This window comes from Sphingomonas sp. 1185 (assembly GCF_040544655.1).
Classification (GTDB): domain Bacteria; phylum Pseudomonadota; class Alphaproteobacteria; order Sphingomonadales; family Sphingomonadaceae; genus Sphingomonas.
On sequence record NZ_JBEPKL010000016.1, the window covers coordinates 11,735 to 29,936 of the forward strand.

Consider the following 18,202-nt stretch of genomic DNA (forward strand, 5'->3'; position numbering starts at 1 on the left):
CCATGACCGACACCGCACTTCACCCCGGATCGGCTTTCGTCGGTCATGACGACCATCACCACGCGCACCATGACGCCGATCACAAGCCCGGCTTCTTCGCGCGCTGGTTCCTGTCGACCAACCACAAGGATATCGGCACCCTCTATCTGATCTTCGCGATCGTGGCAGGAATCATCGGCGGCGCGATCTCGGGCCTGATGCGTGCCGAACTGCGCGAGCCGGGTATCCAGTATCTGGGCATCTGGGCGGGGATGCTGCACGGCGGCGCGCAGAGCCTCGACCAGTCGCTGCACCTGTGGAACGTGCTGATCACGGCGCATGGCCTGATCATGGTGTTCTTCATGGTCATGCCCGCGATGATCGGCGGGTTCGGCAACTGGTTCGTGCCGATCATGATCGGCGCGCCCGACATGGCGTTCCCGCGCATGAACAACGTGTCCTTCTGGCTGCTGATCCCGGCCTTCACGCTGCTGCTCGCCTCGCCCTTTTTCGGGTCGGGCGCGGGCGTGGGCTGGACCGCATACGCCCCGCTATCGACCTTCGGCGAGCCGGGGCCGTCGGTCGACATGGCGATCCTGTCGCTCCATCTGGCGGGCGCCTCGTCGATCCTGGGGGCGATCAACTTCATCACCACCATCTTCAACATGCGCGCGCCGGGCATGACGCTGCACAAGATGCCGCTGTTCGTCTGGTCGGTGCTGGTGACGGCCTTCCTGCTGCTGCTGTCGCTGCCGGTGCTGGCCGCCGCGATCACCATGTTGCTGACCGACCGCAATTTCGGGACGACCTTCTTCGATCCCGCCGGGGGCGGCGACCCGATCCTGTACCAGCATCTCTTCTGGTTCTTCGGCCATCCCGAAGTGTACATCATGATCCTGCCGGGCTTCGGCATCGTCAGCCAGATCATCGCGACCTTCAGCCGCAAGCCGGTCTTCGGCTATCTCGGCATGGCCTATGCCATGGTCGCGATCGGCGTGGTCGGCTTCGTTGTTTGGGCGCACCATATGTTCGCCACCGGCCTGAGCGTGAACACCAAAATGTATTTCACCGCCGCGACGATGATCATCGCGGTGCCGACCGGCATCAAGATCTTCTCGTGGATCGCGACCATGTGGGGCGGTTCGCTGACCTTCAAGACGCCGATGGTCTGGGCGATCGGCTTCATCTTCATGTTCACGGTCGGCGGCGTGACCGGCGTCGTGCTGGCGAATGGCGGCATCGACGATTACATGCACGACACCTATTATGTCGTGGCGCACTTCCACTATGTCCTGTCGCTGGGCGCGGTCTTCGCGCTGTTCGCCGGATTCTATTACTGGTTCCCGAAGATGTCGGGGAAGATGTATAGCGAGCTGCTCGGCCAGCTGCATTTCTGGGTCTTCTTCGCGGGCGTGAACCTGTTGTTCTTCCCGATGCACTTCCTGGGGCTCCAGGGCATGCCGCGCCGCTATCCCGACTATCCGGATGCCTTCGCGCTGTGGAACAAGGTCGCGACGCACGGCTATGAGATCATGGCGGCGGGCATGGCGATCTTCTTCATCAACCTGATCTGGTCGCTGATCGCGGGCAAGCCGGCGGGCGACAATCCATGGGGTGAGGGCGCGACGACGCTGGAATGGACGCTGTCCAGCCCGCCGCCCTATCACCAGTTCGAAACACTGCCGCGCATCGACTGACCGCCCGGCTCCACGCCGCCCTTGCAAGACCCCGGAGCATCGCCTCCGGGGTCTTTTGCATGTCCGGCATGCCGATATGGACCCCGTGATGCCGCCAGCCGACCCTGGGCTGCGACGAACGGCGGAACCTTTCACCGATTGTTATCCACAGATGCGGCACATATCGTCCTGCCGCGACGGGCGGCGGGTTGGCGGGATAGCGCGGCGATGCAGCGGGACGAACCTACGGTCAGCATCCGACCGGCGGAGGCGACCGGAGAAAGGGACGCGGACTTCCTCCTGTCCGATCATGGGGCAGGCGGGCCGGGTCCGATCGGGCGACACGGCGCGAGCGGCGCGGCGATGCTGCCCCTGCTGGCGCTCGCGGCCTGTGGCGGCGGGGGCGGCGGAAGCACGGGGGCCTCCGGCACCGGCGCGGGCGGTTCGACCACCACGCCGGTCGTCGTCGTCACCCCCTCTCCCACCACCACCGAGGCGAGTCGGTTCCTGGCGCAGGCGACGATGGGCGCGACCCGCAGCGGGATCGATGCGGTCGTGTCGCGTGGCTATGACGGCTGGCTGACCGATCAGTTCGCGATGGCGCGGGCGACCAGCCATTGGGACTGGCTGACCGCGAACGGCTATGACGCGGCGGCCAACCGCAACTCGCTCGCCGGGCTCGACCCGACTCTGTGGCGCCAGATGATCGTCGAGCCCGACCAGCTGCGCCAGCGTGTGGGCATGGCGCTGCTCGACATCCTCGTCGTCGGGGTGGACGGCATCAACGATGCGTGGCGCGCCTTCAGCATGGCGGCCTATGTCGACATCCTGCTCGACAACGCCTTCGGCAATTATCGCGACCTGCTGGGCGCGGTGACGACCAGCTTCGCGATGGGCAGCTATCTGACCTATCTGTCGAACCGAAAGGCCAATGCCGCGACCGGCGCGCAGCCCGACGAGAATTACGCGCGCGAGCTGATGCAGCTGTTCACGCTCGGCCTTTACCAACTCAACATGGACGGATCGCCCCGGCTGAACGGCGGACAGCCGGTCGAGACCTATAACCAGGCCGATGTGTCGGGGCTGGCGCGCATCTTCACCGGGCTGGTGCCCGCGACGAACGACAGCTCGACCCCGGCGCGCTATCGCCAGCCGCTGGTGATGAACGCCGCGCTGAACGAAACCGGCGCGTCCAGCTTTCTCGGCACGACCGTGTCGGGCGGCGGCATGGCGGGGATCAAGGCGGCGCTGGACACGATCTTTGCGCATCCCAACGTTGCGCCCTTCATCTCGAAGCAGCTGATCCAGCGGCTCGTCACCAGCAATCCCTCACCCGCCTATGTCACCCGCGTCGCGACCGCGTTCGCCGACAATGGCCAGGGGGTGCGCGGCGACATGAAGGCGGTGATCCGCGCCATCCTGCTCGACAGCGAAGCCCGCACCCTGTCCAGCGCCACCACCGCGGGCAAGCTGCGCGAGCCGGTGCTGCGGCTGACCGGCTGGGCGCGCGCCTTCGGCGTCACCTCGCCGTCCAATGGCTGGGCGATCGGCGACACCTCCAATCCCGCCAACCGGCTGGGACAGAGCAAGGGCCGCAGCCCCTCGGTCTTCAACTTCTACCGGCCCGGCTACACCCCGGCGGGGACCAGCATCGCCAGCGCCGGGCTGGTCGCGCCCGAGTTCCAGATCACCAACGAACAAAGCGTCATGGGCTATGTGAATTATATGTACGGCCTGATCGCCAACGGCACCGGCGATGTGAAGGCGGACTATAGCGCGATCCTGACCAAGGCGGCCGATGCGCAGGCGCTGGTCGACGAGGTGAACCTGGTCCTCGCCGCCGGGCAGCTCTCCACCACGACGCTGGCCGCGATCCGGGGCGCGGTCGACAGCGTGTCGGCCTCTGCGACCAACGGCGCGATCAACCGGGTCGGCATCGCGATCCTGCTGACCATGGCCTCCCCCGACTATCTGACCCTGCGGTGATGAGCATGATCCACGATCAGTCCCGACGCGCCTTCCTGAAGCGCAGCGCGCTGCTCGGCCTGGCGGGTACGGCCACCCCCTTCGTCACCAGCCTGGCCGCGATCGGCGAGGCGGCGGCGGCCACCGCGTCGGACTATAAGGCGCTGGTCTGCGTGTTCCTGTACGGCGGCAACGACTATGCCAACACGCTCGTCCCCTATGACGAGACCAGCTTCGCGGCCTATCGCGCGGCGCGCGCCAATATCGCCTATCAGCGCGACGCGCTGGCGGGCAGCGTCCTCAATCCCGCCGTCGCGCTGCCGGGGGGCCGCGCCTATGCGCTGTCGCCATCGATGCCCGAGATGAGCCAGCTGTTCGCGGCGGGCAAGATGGCGGTGGCGCTGAACGTCGGCACGCTGGTCGAACCGACGACCAAGACGCAATATGCCAACCGCACCGTCAGGCTGCCGCCCAAGCTGTTCAGCCACAACGACCAGCAGAGCTTCTTCCAGGCCTCGACGCCCGAGGGCGCGACGAGCGGCTGGGGCGGGCGGATCGGCGACGTGTTCCAGAGCGGCAACGGCGCCGCCGCGCTGACCTGCATCAACACCAGCGGCAACGCCGTCTATCTGACCGGGCGGAGCGCGATTCAATATGCGGTGGGCACGGGCGGGCCGGTGGCGCTGCTCGGCGGCAGCCGGACGCTCTATGGCTCGTCATCGGCGCTCGACACGCTGCGCGGGTTGATGACCACCGAGCCGGGCTTTGCCATGGCGAGCGAACATGCCCGGATCAGCAAGCGCGCGCTCGACATCCAGGCGCAGTTGAGCAGCGCGCTGGCCGGGGCCCCCGCCGCCAATTTTCCGCTCTTCCCCTCCGGCAACACGCTGGCCGACCAGCTGAAGATGGTCGCGCGGATGATCGCGATCAGCCAGACGCTGGCGCTGAAGCGGCAGGTCTTCTTCGTCTCGATGGGCGGGTTCGACCTGCACGACAATCTGGTCGCGCAGCATCCGGGGCTGCTCGGCAAGGTGTCGGCGGCGATGAAGGCCTTTTACGACACCACCGCCGCGATGGGCGTCGCCAACCAGGTGACCAGCTTCACCGCCTCCGACTTCGGGCGGACGCTGCAATCCAATGACGACGGCTCCGACCATGGCTGGGGCGGCATGCATTTCGTGGTCGGCGGCGCGGTGCGGGGCCAGCGTTTCTATGGCAAGGCGCCGATCGTCGGCACCAACAGCAGCGACGATGTCGGGCAGGGCCGCCTGCTGCCCACCATATCGGTCGACCAATATGCCGCGACGCTGGCCAGTTGGTTCGGGATCGACTCGGGCGGCTTGCGCACCGTGCTTCCCAATATCGGCAATTACGACGCCTCGACCTGGAACCAGGGATTCATGGGATAGGATCGGGGCCGGGATACCGCCTTTCCCGGCCGGTCCCGGACAATCCCCGCCACCCAAAGCATGGCCGCAAATAGTATAGTGACAATATAACATCCTGCATTCCGGCGATTATCCGATCATCACCGATCGGAAAAACTTGCCCTTCTCTTGGCTGGCACGCGACTCCGCCCGCCCCATATGGGCACCGCGATCCGTCGGTCGCGTCACAGATTTCCAGAGGAGCTTCCATGCCCACTCCCGCCAAGGGCTATGCCGCCCAGTCGGCCGAGACCCCGCTCGCGCCCTTTTCCTTCGAGCGTCGCGATCCGCAGGGCGACGATGTCGCGATCGACATCCTCTATTGCGGGGTCTGCCACTCCGACCTGCACACCGCGCGGGGCGAATGGGCGGGCACCCAATATCCGTGCGTGCCGGGCCATGAGATCGTCGGGCGCGTGACCGCCGTCGGCGATGCCGTGACCAAGTACCGGGTCGGCGATCTGGTCGGCGTCGGCTGCATGGTCGACAGTTGCGGCCATTGCCCGTCCTGCCATGACGGCGAGGAGCAATATTGCGAGACGACCGGCTTCGTCGGCACCTATAACGGCCCCGACCCCGTGCTGGGCGGCCATACCTTTGGCGGCTATTCCGACCATATCGTGGTCAAGGAAGGCTTCGTCCTGAAGATCAACCATGACGACGCCGATCTGGCCGCCGTCGCGCCTCTGCTCTGCGCCGGGATCACCACCTATTCGCCGCTGCGTCACTGGAAGGTCGGGCCGGGGCAGAAGGTCGGCATCGTCGGCCTGGGCGGCCTGGGCCATATGGGCGTGAAGATCGCCGCGGCGATGGGGGCCGAGGTCTATGTCTTCTCGACCTCGCCGAACAAGGCCGAGGATGCCAGGCGGCTGGGCGCCAAGGACCTGATCGTGTCGAAGGACGAGGCGCAGATGGCGGAACACGCCAATAGCTTCGACTTCATCCTGAACACCGTGGCCGCGCCGCACGATCTCGACGCGTTCCTGATGCTGCTCAAGCGCGACGGGACGATGACGCTGGTCGGCGTGCCCGACTCGCCGCACCCGTCGCCCTCGGTCGGCAACCTCGTCTTCCGCCGCCGGTCGCTGGCGGGCTCGCTGATCGGCGGCATCGCCGAGACGCAGGAGATGCTGGACTTCTGCCACCAGCACGGCCTGACCGCCGATATCGAGATGATCGCGATGGACGAGGTCAACACCGCCTATGACCGGATGCAGAAGAGCGATGTGAAATATCGCTTCGTCATCGACATGGCGACGCTGAAGGGCTGAGGCCGGTTTAGGCTACGCCCTCAATGCTGGGCACGCCCCTCCCGCAGGCGGGAGGGGATGGGGGAGGGCAGGCCGCGAGCGATGGTCTCGGTGAGACCTCCGGCCCTCCCCCTGTCCCCCTCCCGCTTGCGGGAGGGGGTGCGCTCTTGGCGGGCGAGTTCATATTCTTCTCCCTTCCCGCAGGCGGGGGAGGGAATGGTCCAGGGGTTGACCTTGATGGGACACCCCCCAGCCCCGACCAAGACGCTTCGATTGCCCCCCTCCCCGCCAAGCCCTATATGCGGGACTCCCATGTCCAGCATTCCCTCCTCCGTTTTCGTGCCCGCCGACTGGCGCGACTTCCTCGCCCTGACCAAGCCGCGGGTGATGACGCTGGTCGTGTTCACCGGCCTGTGCGGAATGCTGGCCGCGCCGGTGGGGGTCGATCCGGTGATCGGCTTCACCGCCATATTGTGCATCGCGCTGGGCGCGGGGGCGGCGGGGGCGCTCAACCAATGGTATGAGGCGGACCTGGATGCGCTGATGAAGCGCACCGCCAAGCGTCCCCTGCCCGCCGGTCGGATGACCCGCGAGTCGGCGCTGCATTTCGGGGTGGGGCTGGCCTGTTTCTCGGTCCTGCTGATGGGGCTGGCGGTCAATTACGTCGCCGCCGGCATCCTGACCGTCTCGATTCTGTTCTACGTCCTCGTCTATACCGTCTGGCTGAAACGGCGGACGCCGCAGAATATCGTCATCGGCGGCGCGGCGGGGGCGTTTCCGCCGCTGATCGGCTGGGCCGCCGCGACCGGCGAAGTGGCATTGCTGCCCTTCCTGCTGTTCAGCCTCGTCTTCCTGTGGACGCCGCCGCATTTCTGGGCGCTCGCGCTGTTCGTGAAGACCGATTACGCCAATGCGGGCGTGCCGATGCTGCCCGTCGTCGCGGGCGAGCGGGTGACGCGGGCCCAGATCGGGCTCTACACCATCCCGATGGCCATCGCCGCCGTCGCCCCCTGGCCGCTGGGGCTGACAGGTGCGATCTATGGCGCGATCGCCAGCGTCGGGACGGCGATCTTCGCCGCCTATGCCGCGGTGGTCGCCTTTCGCCACACCCGGCCCGACGATGCGATGAAGCCCGAAAAGCGGCTGTTCAAATATTCGATCCTCTATCTTTTCCTTCTCTTCGGCGCGCTGGTGGTGGATCGTTGGGCATGACGCCTGACGATTCGAATCGGATTCGCGCCAAGCAGCGCGCCCGTGCCATGGTGATGGCCCTGCTGCTCGGCTTCCTGGTCGTGCTGATCTTCTTCATCACCCTGTCGAAGATCCGGTCGGGGATGCACTGATGCGGCTGACGCGCCAGGCCCGGACGGTCGCGTTCGCGCTGTTCGGCGTGGTGTTCATGACCGGCCTCGCCTTTGCCAGCGTGCCGCTCTACCGCATGTTCTGCCAGGTGACGGGCTATCAGGGCACGACCCAGCGCGGGGCGGCCGCGCCGGGCAGCGTCCACCGCCAGATCCGCGTCGATTTCGACGCCAATGTCTCCTCGCGGCTGGCCTGGACCTTCAAGCCCGAAAACCCGCACGAGACGGTCGATATCGGCGCGCGCGACATGGTGTTCTTCACCGCGACCAACAATGCGAAGGTGCCCGTCACCGGCACCGCGACCTTCAACGTCACTCCCGACCAGGCGGGGCGCTATTTCACCAAGATCCAGTGCTTCTGCTTCACCCAGCAGACGCTGCAACCCGGCGAGACGGCGCGGATGCCGGTGATCTTCTTCATCGACCCCAAGATCCTGAACGACCCGGACGCGCGCGACATCGAGACCATCACCCTGTCCTACACATTTTACCCGGTGGATTCGGGGAAGAAAGCGGGTTAGCCTCCCCCTCAAAAGAGAAACATAGGGACGGGATCATGGCTGGCGCGAAGAACCACGACTATCATATCCTGCCGCCGAGCCCCTGGCCGCTGGCCAGTTCGATGTCGGCGCTGCTCATGGCCTCGGGCGCGATCATGTGGATGCACAGCGCGCCCGGCGGCGGCTGGGCGTTCCTGGCGGGGCTGGCGGCGGTGCTGTTCTGCATGGGCAGCTGGTGGGCCGATGTCGTGCGCGAGGCGCATCATGGCGACCACACCCCCGTCGTCCAGCTGCATTTCCGATACGGCATGATCCTGTTCATCGCGTCGGAGGTGATGTTCTTCGTCGGCTGGTTCTGGGCCTTTTTCGACTTCGCGCTGTTCCCGACCGCGATGAGCTTCGTCGACGGACAGGTGGAGCGCGCGACCGAGGGCGCCGCCGCCATCGCCGCGACCTGGCCGCCCAAGGGGCTGGAGGTGATCGACGCCTTCAAGCTGCCCTTGCTCAACACGCTGATCCTGCTGACCAGCGGCACCACCGTCACCTGGGCGCATCACGCGCTGATCCACAACCAGCGCGGCGGCGAGAAGCGCGGCCTGTGGGGTGTGCTGGGCGTCGGCGACCGGGACGGCGTGCTGAAGGGCCTGTGGCTGACGGTCGTGCTGGGCCTGATCTTCAGTTCGATCCAGGCCTATGAATATGTCCACGCGCCCTTCCCCTTCAAGGGGATCAACTATGGCGCGGCCTTCTTCATGGCGACCGGGTTCCACGGTTTCCACGTCATCGTCGGCACCATCTTCCTGATCGTCTGCCTGATCCGCGCCTATCGCGGCGACTTCACCCCGCGCCAGCATTTCGGGTTCGAGGCGGCGGCCTGGTACTGGCATTTCGTCGACGTGGTGTGGCTGTTCCTGTTCGTCACCATCTATGTCTGGGGTGGCTGGGGCGCGCCGGTCCATAGTGGCTGAGCCTGCCCCGCCGACCATCGCGCAGGCCGCATTCGGGGGGCTGTGTCCGCGTTGCGGCCAGCCCCATTTGTTTGCGGGGCCGCTTTTCTCGAAAGAGGTGACGACCTTCGCCGAAACCTGCGCGGCGTGCGGGCTGGATTTCACCCGCTTCAATGTCGGCGACGGGCCCGCCGCCTTCCTGACGCTGATCCTGGGCACGGTCGTCACCATCGCGGCGATCGCGGTCGAGCTGACGCTGCATCCGCCGCTCTGGCTGCACATGCTGATCTGGCTGCCGCTGACCGCCATCGGCGTCGTCTATACCCTGCGCGTCGCCAAGGGCGCGCTGATGGCCGCCGAATATCGCAACGAAGCGCGCGAGGGCGCGGTCGCCAGCCCCGACGCGGACGACGACGCATGAAGCGGGTGCCCGTCCTGCCCACGCTGGTCGTCGGGCTGGCGGTCGCGGCGATGGTCGCGCTGGGGCTGTGGCAGTTGCTCGACCGGTTGCCGCAGAAGCGGGCCTATCTGGCGCAGCTGGCCGCCAACCTCGCCAGGCCGCCCATCGCCTTTCCGTTGTTCCCCGACGACAGCCTGCTCTTCCGCCGCACCGTCGCCGCGTGCCGACCGCCCGTCACGGTACGCCGCGCCGGGGCCGGGGCGGCGGGGTTCCGGCTGATCGCGACCTGTTCGGTGCAGCACGGCGCGCTGCAGGTACAGCTGGGCACCACCCATGATCCGCGCAAGGCGATCGCCTGGCCCGGCGGCCGGGTGACGGGCTATGTCGCCCACGCCCCCGACGGCCGCTCGCTGATCCAGTCGGCCTTCGACCACCGGCCGCAAGCCATGCTGCTGGTCGCGGACAGCCCAGCCGCCGGACTGGAGCCCAACCCCAGCCCCGATATCGACGCGGTGCCCAACAACCACCTGGCCTATGCCGTGCAATGGTTCCTGTTCGCCGCCATCGCCGCAATTATCTATGCTTTGGCGGTCGTTCGGCGCAATCGAATGGTTGTGGTGACCGACACACACGGTTAAGCCGCACCGCATCATGCGCTATCACAGTACCCGCGGCTCCGCCCCCGTCCTCGATTTCCGGGGCGCGACCCTGGCCGGTCTCGCCAGCGATGGCGGGCTCTATGTTCCCGAAGCCTGGCCGACCCTGACGCCCGAAGAGATTGAGGGGCTGGCGGGCCTGTCCTATGCGCAGACCGCCGCAAAGATCATGGCGCCCTTCGTCGGCGACAGCCTGACCGCCGAGGAGCTTCAGGCGCTGTGCGACGCCGCCTATGGCCGTTTCTCGCACGCCGCCGTCACGCCTTTGGTCCAGCTCGACCATGACCAGTGGCTGCTGGAGCTGTTCCACGGGCCGACGCTGGCGTTCAAGGACGTGGCGCTCCAGATGCTGGGGCTGTTGTTCGAGCGGTTCCTGCGCGGCACCGACACGCGCCTGACCATCGTCGGCGCGACCAGCGGCGACACCGGATCGGCCGCGATCGACGCGGTGGCGGGTCGCGCCAATATCGACATCTTCATGCTCCACCCGGCGGGCCGCGTGACCGAGATCCAGCGCCGCCAGATGACGACGGTGCTCGCCCCCAATGTCCACAACATCGCGATCGAGGGGAATTTCGACGACGCGCAAGCCTTGGTGAAGGCGATGTTCAACGACCGCGCCTTTGCCGATCGCCACACCCTGTCGGCGGTCAACTCGATCAACTGGGCGCGCTTGATGGCGCAGGTCGTCTATTATTTCTACGCCGCCGTCCGGCTGGGCGCGCCGGGCAAAGCCGTCGCCTTCTCGGTCCCGACCGGCAATTTCGGCGACGTGTTCGCAGGCTATGTCGCGGCGCGCATGGGCCTGCCGGTCGAGCGGCTGATCGTCGCGACCAACGTCAACGACATCCTCCACCGCGCGCTGTCCTCGGGCGATTATTCCAAGGGGCAGGTGCAGGCGACCGCGACCCCGTCGATGGACATCCAGGTCAGCTCCAATTTCGAGCGGCTTCTGTTCGACGCGAACGGCCGCGACGGCGCGGCGCTGGCGGCGCAGATGAAGGGCTTCGAATCGTCGGGCGCGATGCGGCTGACCAATGCGCAGAGCCAGAATATCGCCCCGCTCTTCACCAGCGCGCGGGTCGATGCGGACGATATGAGCCGCGCGATGCGCTGGGCCGCCGAGTCGACCGGGCAGATCCTCGACCCGCACACCGCCATCGCGCTGTCCGCCGCACGGGCGAGCGACGTCGCGGTGCCCGTCGTGACGCTGGCCACCGCGCATCCGGCCAAGTTCACCGACGCGGTCGAGCGCGCGACCGGGGTGCGGCCCCCGCTGCCCCCCCGCGTCGGCGACCTGTTCGAGCGCGAGGAACGCTTCACCACCCTGCCCGCCACCTTCGACGCGGTGACGGCCTTTATCGACGGGCATGGTTTGCGCTAACGCGCATCCCATGAAACTCGAAACGATGATCGGCGAGCCCTGGGCGGATTACGGGCTGGTCGACTCCGGCCATGGCCGCAAGCTGGAACGCTATGGCCGGTTCCGCTTCATCCGCCCCGAACCCCAGGCGATGTGGGCCCCGGCGACCAGCGACTGGCGCGCGGCGGCCGAGTTCGTGCCCGGCTCGGACGAGGATGGCGGCGGCCGCTGGAACTTCAATGAGCCGGTCCCGCGCGAGGGCTGGCCGCTGAAGTGGAACGAGGTGCGCTTCACCGCGCAGAACACGCCGTTCCGCCATCTGGGCTTCTTCCCCGACATGGCCCCTGTGTGGAGCTGGATGCGCGAGCAGGTCGACGGCCTCGCCGAGCCCGAGTGCATGAACCTGTTCGGCTATACCGGCGTCGGCACGCTGGCGATGGCGAGCGCGGGCGCCAAGATGGTCCATGTCGATGCGTCGAAGAAATCGGTCGAGGCGGCGCGGAGCAATGCGATGCTGTCGGGCCTGGGCGATGCGCCGGTCCGCTGGATCATCGACGACGCCGCCAAGTTCGTCGCGCGCGAGGTGCGGCGCGGACGGCGCTATGACGGCATATTGCTCGACCCGCCCAAATACGGACGCGGGCCGGAGGGCGAGGTGTGGCGGCTGGAGGAAGACCTGCCCGGCCTGATCGCCAATTGCCGCCAGCTGCTCGACGGTGATTCGCGCTTCCTGTTCCTGACGGTGTATGCGGTGCGCATGTCGGCGATGGCGATCGGCGAGATGATGCGCCAGGTGATGGCCGACCTGCCCGGCAAGGTCGAATGCGGCGAACTCGGCGTGCGCGAGGAAGCGCGCGGGCTGACCCTGCCCACCGCCATCTGGGCGCGGTGGAGCCGGTAAAGACACACCCTCCTGCCCCTCACGCCCCTTCCCAACCTCCGTTCAGCCTGAGCGAAGTCGAAGGCCACGCCCGGTCATAGCGGCGGGGCGTGTGCTTCGACTTCGCTCAGCACGAACGGGGCTGGGGTTATGGAGCGACGATTTCGATCAACGCGACCTCATAGGTCGCCACCGCACCGCCAGCCTCGAACCGCTTCGCGATCCGCCGCATCGCGCCCGGCGGGATCGGACGGTGCCCTTCGCGCGGCGTTCCCGCACCGATCGCCCGGAGCGCGCGCATGAACGCGGCCGCAGAGCCGTGCCGCTGCTCGAACCGCCGGGTCTCGACCGGCCAACCCAGCGACTCGACCGGCGGATAGGCCGGACTCCCCGCCGCGAACCCTTCCGCCGCATGGGCCTCGTGCCAGGCCGCGAACGTCCCCTCGACCAGCGTCGTCACCAGCATCCGCCCGCCGGGGCGCAGCAGGCCCGCCAGCCGCTGCAACCCGCTGGCCAGATCGGCGAACCACTGCACCGCCAGACTGCTGACGATCAGGTCGAACGGCGCTTCGTCGGGCAGGTCGGGATGCTCGCCGTCCATCACCCGCCCCCGCGCACCCGGCTGCCCCGCCAGTCCGCGCGCCAGCATGGCGGGAGCGATGTCGGTCATCAGCCAGTCGGCCCCCTCCAGCCGGGGCCGCACCGCACCGGTCAGGAAGCCGGTGCCGCATCCCACCTCCAGCACGCGCGGGCCGGACGGCGCGACCGCGACGATCCGCTCGGCCAGCCAGTCGGCGACCTGCCGCTGGATCACCGCATGCGCGTCATAGGCCGCCGCCGCGTCGAAGGCCCGCGCGATCACCTGGGCGTCTGCCATGATGTCAGTCCCGCACCGACCGGACCGCCGCCGCCGCCAGCCAGGGTGCCCCCGCCACCAGCAGCAGCGAACAGGCCGCCAGGAGCTTCATCGCCCCCATATCGCCGCCGCCCGCGCCGAAGATCAGCAGCGGCAGGGCGAGCGGCAACAGCAACAGCCCCGCCACGCCGCCCGCGCCGCGCAGCCCGGCGGTCAGCGCGCCCGTCGCCACCGCCAGCGCGGCCAGCCCCGGCGTGCCGAGCAGCAGCCCCGCCTCGACCCGGACCAGCGCCGCGCCGTCCAGCCCGAACAGCCCGGCCGCGAGCAGCGCCGCGAGCATCAGCGGCGGCGCAAAGGCCAGCCAGTGCCCCATGATCCGCACCCCCATGACGAGCGGCAGCGACAGGCCGCGCACCGCGACCTGATCGAACCAGCCCGACTCGCAATCGGGCGCGACCAGCCGCTCGACCGGCAACAGCGCCGCCAGCAGCGCCGCCACCCAGATCGCGCCCGCACCGATCCGCGCCAGCATCGCCCGGTCGGGCCCGATGGCGAAGGGAAAGAGGATGACCGCCAGCAGGAAGAAGCCGCTGACCAGCCCCGCCCCGCCCCCGGCATAGCCGCGCCGCACATCGCGCGCGATCAGCGTGGCGAAGATCGTCATGCCGGCACCCTCTCGGCCAGCAGGATCGGCTCGGCACCGGGCAGGGCGAGCGTCTGATGCGTGGCGAGCAGCACCGCCCCGCCCCCGGCGCGGTGGCGGGCGATGGCCTGTTCGAGCATCGCGACCCCGGCGGCATCCAGCCCGTTGCCCGGCTCGTCCAGCAGCCAGAGCGGCGCATCGGCCGCCAGCACCCGCGCCAGCGCCGCGCGCCGCCGCTGCCCGGTGGACAGCAGCCGCACCGGCACCTCGGCCAGCGCCGCCAGCCCGACCTCGGCCAGCGCCGCGACCACCCGCGCGGATGCCTGGTCGCCGCCATCCAGCTTCGCCCAGAAGGACAGCGCATCGACGAGGCGCTTCTCCAAGTCGAGCGCCAGATCCTCGGCCATCAGCGCCCCCCGCCCGCTTCGCACGACATGTCCCTCGAACGGGGCGATCAGCCCGGCGGCGAGGCGCAGCAGGCTGGACTTGCCGATGCCGTTGGGGCCGGTGACGAGCGCCGCGCCGCCGGGGCCCAGCGCCAGCGACAGCCCGGCGAACAACAGCCGCCCGCCGCGCGTGCAGGCGACCTGGGACAGCTGCAATATCACGCGGCCGGACCGTCCATCGCCTCTTCGAGCGCGTGCATATCCTCGTCCGACAGGCCGAAATGATGGCCGATCTCATGGATCGTCACATGCACGACCAGATCGTCCAGCCGCACCCCGGTCTCGACCCATTCGTCCAGGATCGCGCGGCGATAGAGATGGATGCGATCGGGCAGCGCGCCCGAATCCATGCTGCTCTTCTCGCCCACCGGCCGCCCGTGATACAGGCCGGTCAGGTCGAGCGGATGGTCGAGCCCCAGCGCGGCCAGCGTCTCGTCATCGGCGAACTCCTCGACGATCAGCACCACATCGCCCAGATGCGCCGCGAACGCCGCGGGAAGGCGCGCGATGGCGTCGCGCGCGATCGCCTCGATCACATCGGCCCCCGGTGCCGCGCCGATCCCGTCTTGCCCGCTCATGCGCGTCGTCATACCGCTGTGCCGGTCAAAAGAACAAGAGAAGCAAGGGGACGGCAATGGTGGAGCGGCTGAGCGAGCTGGACCGGGACGAGGCGCTGGACGGCCTGCCCGACTGGGACTGGGACGAGGGACGCGACGCGATCAGCCGCCGTTTCGTCTTCGCCGATTTCAACGAGGCGTTCGGCTTCATGACCCGCGTGGCGCTGCTGGCGGAGAAGGCGGACCATCATCCCGAATGGTCGAACGTGTGGAACCGGGTCGACATCGTGCTGACCACCCATGACGCGGGCGGCCTGTCGGCGCGCGACATCGACATGGCCGAGGCAATCGACGCGCTGGTGGAGTAAGTCCCGGTCCTCCCCATCTCCGATGGGGAGGGGGACCGCCGGGCGATAGCCCGGTGGGGGAGGGGCGATGCCGGACGGTTGCGGTCCTGCCCCTCCACCACCGCTTCGCGGCGGTCCCCCTCCCCAAGCAAGGCTTGGGGAGGAATGGGATCAGCCCACCGTCTGCTCGATCGCGCCGAAGATCGGATGGTGGCGGTCGTCCTCCATCCAGATGCGGACGGTATCGCCCTTCTTCAGAAACGGCGTAACGGGCTCGCCGCCCCGGATCGTCTCGATCATGCGCAGCTCGGCGATACAGCTATAGCCGACGCCGCCCTCGGCGACGGGCTTGCCCGGCCCGCCATCGGCGTCGCGGTTGGACACGGTGCCCGAACCGATGATCGTCCCCGCCCCCAGCGCGCGCGTCTTCGCGGCATGGGCGACCAGCGTGCCGAAATCGAAGGTCATGTCCTGCCCCGCATCCGCACGGCCGAAGGGCTGGCCGTTGAGATCGACCTTCAGCACGCGGTGCAGCTTGCCGTCGCGCCACCAGTCGCCCAGCGACTCGGGCGTCACGAAGACCGGCGAAAAGGCCGAGGCCGGCTTGGACTGGAAAAACCCGAACCCCTTGGCCAGTTCGCCGGGGATCAGCCCGCGCAGCGACACGTCGTTGGTCAGCCCGACCAGCCGGATCGCCGCCAGCGCGTCCTCGCGGCTCGCCCCCATCGCCACGTCGCCGGTGACGACGACGACCTCGCCCTCCAGGTCGCAGCCCCAGCTTTCGTCGGCCAGTGGGATCGCGTCGCGCGGGGCCAGGAATCCGTCCGACCCGCCCTGATACATTAGCGGATCGTGCCAGAAGCTCTCGGGCAGCTCCGCCCCGCGCGCCTGGCGGACGAGCGCGACGTGATTCACATAGGCCGAACCGTCCGCCCATTGATAGGCGCGCGGCAGGGGCGAGGCGGCATCATGCTCATGGAATCGCTCGCGCGGGATCACCTCATGGTCGAGATCGGTCGCCAGATTGGCCAGCGCGGGGGCGACGACATTCCAGTCGTCGAGGGCGGCCTGCAAGGTCGGGGCGATATGGCCCGCATCGGCATACCAGGCGAGATCGCTCGACACGACGACCAGCTTGCCGTCGCGACCACCCTTGAGACTGGCGAGTTTCATGCAGGACTCCTCTTCGCTAACTGGTATCAGATGTAACCATCCGCCCGCGGTTGTCACGCACCGCGACAATGATCCTGCCCGAAACTTGACTTTTCGCAAGGCGGGGCGCACATGCCCACCCGTCGAAGGCGTCCACTTGCAGCGTGAACGGACTCTCCAGTCCCGGCTCCGCCCCGACCCTGTCTCCAGGCTTCCCTTGTCACGCGGGGTGTCATCAACCCCGGCGCCGCCTCTCGCGGCCCTTCGTGACTCGCGCGCCCATGTCAGAAAGTCATTTCATGTCGTTTTCCGAACTCGGCCTTGCCGAGCCGCTCGTCCGCGCGCTCGAAGCCAAGGGCTATTCCGAACCCACCCCGATCCAGCGCGATTCGATCCCGACGCTGCTGGAGGGCCGCGACCTGCTGGGCATCGCGCAGACTGGCACTGGCAAGACCGCCGCGTTCGTGCTGCCGTCGATCCAGCGTCTGGTCGAGGCGAACAAGCGCGTCCTGCCGACCCATTGCCGGATGCTGGTGCTCGCGCCGACCCGCGAACTGGCCAGCCAGATCGCCGAGAATGCGAAGGGCTATGCCAAGTTTTCCAAGCTGGCGGTCGCGACCGTCTTTGGCGGCACCAGCCTGAACAAGAACCGCCAGGACCTGTCGCGCGGCGTCGACATCCTGGTCGCCACGCCCGGCCGTCTGATCGATCTGGTCGAGCAGGGTTTCCTGAACCTGTCGATGATCGAGATCCTGGTGCTGGATGAGGCCGACCAGATGCTCGACCTGGGCTTCATCCACGCGCTGCGCCGCATCGTGAAGATGATCCCGCGCAAGCGCCAGACTTTGTTCTTCTCGGCCACCATGCCCGCCGCGATCCGCGATCTGGCCGACAAGTTCCTCGACAATCCCGCGACCGTTACCGTGACCCCGGTGTCGACCACCGCCGAGCGTGTCGACCAGTCGGTGACGTTCGTGACGCAGCAGGAAAAGCAGGCGCTGCTGACCATCCTGCTCGCCGATCCCGCGATCGAGCTGGCGCTGGTCTTCACCCGCACCAAGCATGGCGCCGACCGCGTCGTGAAGCTGCTGGCGGGCAACGGCATCGCCGCCAACGCGATCCATGGCAACAAGAGCCAGGGCCAGCGCGAGCGCGCGCTGGGCGAGTTCCGCTCGGGCCAGACCCGCGTGCTGGTGGCGACCGACATCGCGGCGCGCGGCATCGACATTCCGGGCGTCAGCCACGTCTTCAACTTCGAGCTGCCCAATGTCGCCGAACAATATGTCCACCGCATCGGCCGCACCGCGCGCGCCGGGCGTTCGGGCATGGCCGTCGCCTTCTGCGCCGAGGATGAGCGGCCCTATCTGAAGGACATCGAGAAGCTGACGCGGCAGAAGATCACCGTCGTGCCGCTTCCCGCCGATTTCGTGAAGCGCGCCGAGACGATCAAGTCGCAGCGGGTCAAGGCGATCGGCGCCGATCCCGCGCCGCGCGTCGACCGCCCGCGCGATCCGGCGCGGCCGCGCGCCACGCATTCCCCGCGCGCGACCGATGCCCGCGCGCCGCAGGGCCGCCAGCCGCGCCGTCGTGGCGGCGGTGGCGGAGCTGGTAGTCCGGGCGGCGGCGGTGGCCGCGGTCGTGGCGGCCGCCCCGGCGGCGGTGCCGGTCGCGGCGCCCAGGGCTGACCGCGTTCTTAGCCCCTCCCGCAGGCGGGAGGGGTTGGGGAGGGCATGGAAGTCTCACCGAGACTGTCGCTTGTGGCAATCCCTCCCCCATCCCCTCCCGCAAGCGGGAGGG

Annotated in this window: 19 protein-coding genes; 14 read left to right on the forward strand and 5 right to left on the reverse strand. The window is 68.1% G+C overall.

All coding sequences use genetic code 11. From position 1 onward, the window contains the following. Positions 1–2 precede the first annotated feature (2 nt). The 12 genes from ctaD (at position 3) to ABIC44_RS11970 (ending at position 12,425) form a co-directional block, all read left to right on the forward strand. Complete coding sequence (gene ctaD / locus ABIC44_RS11915) at positions 3–1,676, forward strand: cytochrome c oxidase subunit I (RefSeq protein WP_309690941.1); 1,674 nt, start codon at positions 3–5, stop codon at positions 1,674–1,676. A 207-nt stretch (positions 1,677–1,883) separates the two neighbouring features. Beyond that, a complete protein-coding gene (locus ABIC44_RS11920) occupies positions 1,884–3,641 on the forward strand; it encodes a DUF1800 domain-containing protein (RefSeq protein ID WP_354295632.1) in 1,758 nt (585 codons plus the stop codon). Between the two features lie 5 nt (positions 3,642–3,646). Continuing rightward, a complete protein-coding gene (locus tag ABIC44_RS11925; RefSeq protein ID WP_354295634.1) occupies positions 3,647–5,029 on the forward strand; it encodes a DUF1501 domain-containing protein in 1,383 nt (460 codons plus the stop codon). Positions 5,030–5,256: 227 nt separating this feature from the next. Next, on the forward strand, positions 5,257–6,318 hold the full coding sequence (locus tag ABIC44_RS11930) for an NAD(P)-dependent alcohol dehydrogenase (protein ID WP_354295636.1): 1,062 nt from the start codon (positions 5,257–5,259) through the stop codon (positions 6,316–6,318). A 291-nt stretch (positions 6,319–6,609) separates the two neighbouring features. Further along, positions 6,610–7,509, forward strand: coding sequence for a heme o synthase (locus ABIC44_RS11935; protein WP_307101514.1), 900 nt, complete (start codon positions 6,610–6,612; stop codon positions 7,507–7,509). Further along, complete coding sequence (locus ABIC44_RS11940) at positions 7,506–7,640, forward strand: cytochrome c oxidase system small membrane protein (RefSeq protein WP_307101516.1); 135 nt, start codon at positions 7,506–7,508, stop codon at positions 7,638–7,640. Before ABIC44_RS11935 ends, ABIC44_RS11940 begins: the two co-directional genes overlap by 4 nt. Further along, on the forward strand, positions 7,640–8,179 hold the full coding sequence (locus ABIC44_RS11945; protein ID WP_307101518.1) for a cytochrome c oxidase assembly protein: 540 nt from the start codon (positions 7,640–7,642) through the stop codon (positions 8,177–8,179). Before ABIC44_RS11940 ends, ABIC44_RS11945 begins: the two co-directional genes overlap by 1 nt. Before the next feature lie 35 nt (positions 8,180–8,214). Further along, positions 8,215–9,126: a cytochrome c oxidase subunit 3 gene (locus ABIC44_RS11950; RefSeq protein ID WP_307101520.1), complete on the forward strand. Its 912-nt coding sequence runs from the start codon at positions 8,215–8,217 to the stop codon at positions 9,124–9,126. Continuing rightward, positions 9,086–9,526 (forward strand): DUF983 domain-containing protein, encoded by a 441-nt coding sequence (locus ABIC44_RS11955; protein WP_354295639.1) that lies wholly within the window; start codon positions 9,086–9,088, stop codon positions 9,524–9,526. Before ABIC44_RS11950 ends, ABIC44_RS11955 begins: the two co-directional genes overlap by 41 nt. After that, positions 9,523–10,143 carry an SURF1 family cytochrome oxidase biogenesis protein gene (locus ABIC44_RS11960; RefSeq protein ID WP_354295641.1) on the forward strand — a complete coding sequence of 207 codons (621 nt, stop codon included), beginning with the start codon at positions 9,523–9,525 and terminating at the stop codon, positions 10,141–10,143. The genes ABIC44_RS11955 and ABIC44_RS11960 overlap by 4 nt, the downstream gene beginning before the upstream one ends. A 13-nt stretch (positions 10,144–10,156) precedes the next feature. After that, entirely contained in the window at positions 10,157–11,545 is a 1,389-nt protein-coding gene (gene thrC, locus ABIC44_RS11965) for a threonine synthase (protein WP_354295642.1), read from the forward strand. 10 nt (positions 11,546–11,555) lie between these two features. Further along, the gene (locus ABIC44_RS11970; protein WP_307101528.1) at positions 11,556–12,425 is read left to right on the forward strand and encodes a class I SAM-dependent methyltransferase; all 870 of its coding nucleotides are present in this window, start codon (positions 11,556–11,558) and stop codon (positions 12,423–12,425) included. Between the two features lie 127 nt (positions 12,426–12,552). Here the strand turns inward: ABIC44_RS11970 and ABIC44_RS11975 are convergent, their stop codons facing one another. The 4 genes from ABIC44_RS11975 to ABIC44_RS11990 are packed head-to-tail and all read right to left on the reverse strand — an operon-like array spanning position 12,553 to position 14,927. Beyond that, positions 12,553–13,281 carry a methyltransferase gene (locus tag ABIC44_RS11975; protein WP_354295644.1) on the reverse strand — a complete coding sequence of 243 codons (729 nt, stop codon included), beginning with the start codon at positions 13,279–13,281 and terminating at the stop codon, positions 12,553–12,555. A 4-nt stretch (positions 13,282–13,285) separates the two neighbouring features. Next, a complete protein-coding gene (locus tag ABIC44_RS11980) occupies positions 13,286–13,924 on the reverse strand; it encodes a heme exporter protein CcmB (RefSeq protein ID WP_354295645.1) in 639 nt (212 codons plus the stop codon). Beyond that, on the reverse strand, positions 13,921–14,511 hold the full coding sequence (gene ccmA / locus ABIC44_RS11985) for a heme ABC exporter ATP-binding protein CcmA (protein WP_354295647.1): 591 nt from the start codon (positions 14,509–14,511) through the stop codon (positions 13,921–13,923). The genes ABIC44_RS11980 and ccmA overlap by 4 nt, the downstream gene beginning before the upstream one ends. Then, positions 14,508–14,927, reverse strand: coding sequence for a metallopeptidase family protein (locus ABIC44_RS11990; RefSeq protein ID WP_307101537.1), 420 nt, complete (start codon positions 14,925–14,927; stop codon positions 14,508–14,510). Before ABIC44_RS11990 ends, ccmA begins: the two co-directional genes overlap by 4 nt. Here ABIC44_RS11990 and ABIC44_RS11995 point away from each other — a divergent pair. Then, on the forward strand, positions 14,897–15,274 hold the full coding sequence (locus ABIC44_RS11995; protein ID WP_307101539.1) for a 4a-hydroxytetrahydrobiopterin dehydratase: 378 nt from the start codon (positions 14,897–14,899) through the stop codon (positions 15,272–15,274). The two genes, ABIC44_RS11990 and ABIC44_RS11995, sit on opposite strands and share 31 nt — an antisense overlap. Positions 15,275–15,424: 150 nt before the next feature. On the opposite strand, the gene ABIC44_RS12000 is transcribed toward ABIC44_RS11995, so the two are convergent. After that, entirely contained in the window at positions 15,425–16,426 is a 1,002-nt protein-coding gene (locus tag ABIC44_RS12000) for a fumarylacetoacetate hydrolase family protein (protein ID WP_354295649.1), read from the reverse strand. A gap of 278 nt (positions 16,427–16,704) precedes the next feature. On the opposite strand from ABIC44_RS12000, the gene ABIC44_RS12005 reads away from it, so the two are divergent. Then, a complete protein-coding gene (locus tag ABIC44_RS12005) occupies positions 16,705–18,090 on the forward strand; it encodes a DEAD/DEAH box helicase (RefSeq protein ID WP_354295651.1) in 1,386 nt (461 codons plus the stop codon). Positions 18,091–18,202 lie beyond the last annotated feature (112 nt).

Bases quoted from the DNA above. Each gene is read 5' to 3' on its own strand.
- ABIC44_RS11975 (WP_354295644.1), bottom strand. From the start codon at position 13,281: ATGGCAGACGCCCAGGTGATCGCGCGGGCCTTCGACGCGGCGGCGGCC.
- ABIC44_RS11920 (WP_354295632.1), top strand. From the start codon at position 1,884: ATGCAGCGGGACGAACCTACGGTCAGCATCCGACCGGCGGAGGCGACC.
- ABIC44_RS11935 (WP_307101514.1), top strand. From the start codon at position 6,610: ATGTCCAGCATTCCCTCCTCCGTTTTCGTGCCCGCCGACTGGCGCGAC.
- ABIC44_RS11955 (WP_354295639.1), top strand. From the start codon at position 9,086: ATGTCTGGGGTGGCTGGGGCGCGCCGGTCCATAGTGGCTGAGCCTGCC.
- ABIC44_RS11930 (WP_354295636.1), top strand. From the start codon at position 5,257: ATGCCCACTCCCGCCAAGGGCTATGCCGCCCAGTCGGCCGAGACCCCG.
- ABIC44_RS11990 (WP_307101537.1), bottom strand. From the start codon at position 14,927: ATGAGCGGGCAAGACGGGATCGGCGCGGCACCGGGGGCCGATGTGATC.
- ABIC44_RS11925 (WP_354295634.1), top strand. From the start codon at position 3,647: ATGATCCACGATCAGTCCCGACGCGCCTTCCTGAAGCGCAGCGCGCTG.
- ABIC44_RS11960 (WP_354295641.1), top strand. From the start codon at position 9,523: ATGAAGCGGGTGCCCGTCCTGCCCACGCTGGTCGTCGGGCTGGCGGTC.
- ABIC44_RS12005 (WP_354295651.1), top strand. From the start codon at position 16,705: ATGTCGTTTTCCGAACTCGGCCTTGCCGAGCCGCTCGTCCGCGCGCTC.
- thrC (WP_354295642.1), top strand. From the start codon at position 10,157: ATGCGCTATCACAGTACCCGCGGCTCCGCCCCCGTCCTCGATTTCCGG.
- ctaD (WP_309690941.1), top strand. From the start codon at position 3: ATGACCGACACCGCACTTCACCCCGGATCGGCTTTCGTCGGTCATGAC.
- ABIC44_RS11950 (WP_307101520.1), top strand. From the start codon at position 8,215: ATGGCTGGCGCGAAGAACCACGACTATCATATCCTGCCGCCGAGCCCC.
- ABIC44_RS11970 (WP_307101528.1), top strand. From the start codon at position 11,556: ATGAAACTCGAAACGATGATCGGCGAGCCCTGGGCGGATTACGGGCTG.
- ABIC44_RS12000 (WP_354295649.1), bottom strand. From the start codon at position 16,426: ATGAAACTCGCCAGTCTCAAGGGTGGTCGCGACGGCAAGCTGGTCGTC.
- ABIC44_RS11945 (WP_307101518.1), top strand. From the start codon at position 7,640: ATGCGGCTGACGCGCCAGGCCCGGACGGTCGCGTTCGCGCTGTTCGGC.
- ABIC44_RS11940 (WP_307101516.1), top strand. From the start codon at position 7,506: ATGACGCCTGACGATTCGAATCGGATTCGCGCCAAGCAGCGCGCCCGT.
- ABIC44_RS11980 (WP_354295645.1), bottom strand. From the start codon at position 13,924: ATGACGATCTTCGCCACGCTGATCGCGCGCGATGTGCGGCGCGGCTAT.